Here is a 1,494-nt window from a genome sequence, read left to right as displayed (position 1 = left end):
TCGCGCAGGAAGGCGAGGACGGCCGGGTTGGAGGAGGACAGCTCGGTGTAGGAGCCGAGTCCGAAAGCGGGGTTCTGCTTGCGGATCTCGATCATGCGCCGGGTCCAGTGCAGCAGCGACGAGGGCGAGGCCATGGACGCCTCGACGTTGATGACCTGGTAGCCGTGGACGGGGTCCATGATGGTGGGCAGGAAGAGCCGTCCGGGGTCGCAGGAGGAGAATCCGGCGTTGCGGTCGGGGGTCCACTGCATGGGGGTGCGGACGGCGTCGCGGTCGCCGAGCCAGATGTTGTCGCCCATGCCGATCTCGTCGCCGTAGTAGAGGATCGGCGAGCCGGGCAGGGACAGCAGCAGCGCGGTGAACAGCTCGATCTGGTTGCGGTCGTTGTCCAGCAGCGGGGCGAGCCGGCGCCGGATGCCGATGTTGGCGCGCATCCGGGGGTCTTTGGCGTACTCCGCGTACATGTAGTCGCGCTCTTCGTCGGTGACCATTTCGAGGGTCAGCTCGTCGTGGTTCCGCAGGAAGATGCCCCATTGGCACTTGGCGGGGATCGCCGGGGTCTTGGCGAGGATCTCCGAGACGGGGTAGCGCGATTCCCGGCGGACCGCCATGAAGATGCGGGGCATCACCGGGAAGTGGAACGCCATGTGGCATTCGTCGCCGCCGGAGGCGTAGTCGCCGAAGTAGTCGACGACGTCCTCGGGCCACTGGTTGGCCTCCGCCAGGATCACCGTGTCCGGGTAGTGGGCGTCGATCTCCTTGCGGACCCGCTTGAGGAACTCGTGGGTCGCGGGGAGGTTCTCGCAGTTCGTGCCCTCCTCGGCGTACAGGTAGGGCACCGCGTCCAGGCGGAACCCGTCGATCCCAAGGTCCAGCCAGAACCGCAGCGCCGAGATCATCTCCTCCTGGACGGCCGGGTTCTCGTAGTTGAGGTCCGGTTGGTGGGAGAAGAAGCGGTGGAAGAAGTACTGCTTGCGGACCGGGTCGTAGGTCCAGTTGGAGACCTCGGTGTCGACGAAGATGATGCGGGCGTCGGCGTACTGTTTGTCGTCGTCGGCCCACATGTAGTAGTCGCCGTAGGGTCCGTCGGGGTCCTTGCGGGATTCCTGGAACCACGGGTGCTGGTCGCTGGTGTGGTTCATGACGAAGTCGATGATGACCCGCATGCCGCGCTGGTGGGCGGCGTCGACGAATTCGACGAAGTCGGCGAGGTCGCCGAATTCGGGGAGGACCGCGGTGTAGTCCGAGACGTCGTATCCGCCGTCCCTCAGGGGTGACTTGAAGAAGGGCGGGAGCCAGAGGCAGTCGACGCCGAGCCATTGCAGGTAGTCGAGTTTGGCGGTGAGGCCTTTGAGGTCGCCGACGCCGTCGCCGTTGCTGTCCTGGAAGGAGCGGACGAGGACCTCGTAGAAGACCGCGCGCTTGAACCACTCGGGGTCGCGGTCCTTGGCGGGGGTGTCCTCGAAGGTGTCCTGAACGGGCTCGTTGACGGTC

General features: G+C 65.8%; 1 protein-coding gene. It reads right to left on the bottom strand.

Annotated elements, in window-relative coordinates:
• A partial coding sequence (treS, locus tag ACZ4YY_RS37430; protein WP_468299864.1) for a maltose alpha-D-glucosyltransferase occupies positions 1-1,494 on the bottom strand: 1,494 nt, incomplete at both ends.

The organism is Streptomyces sp. NPDC030143 (assembly GCF_055573695.1).
Note: the sequence above shows the minus strand (reverse complement) of the source record. Positions and strands in the feature narration are given on the sequence as shown.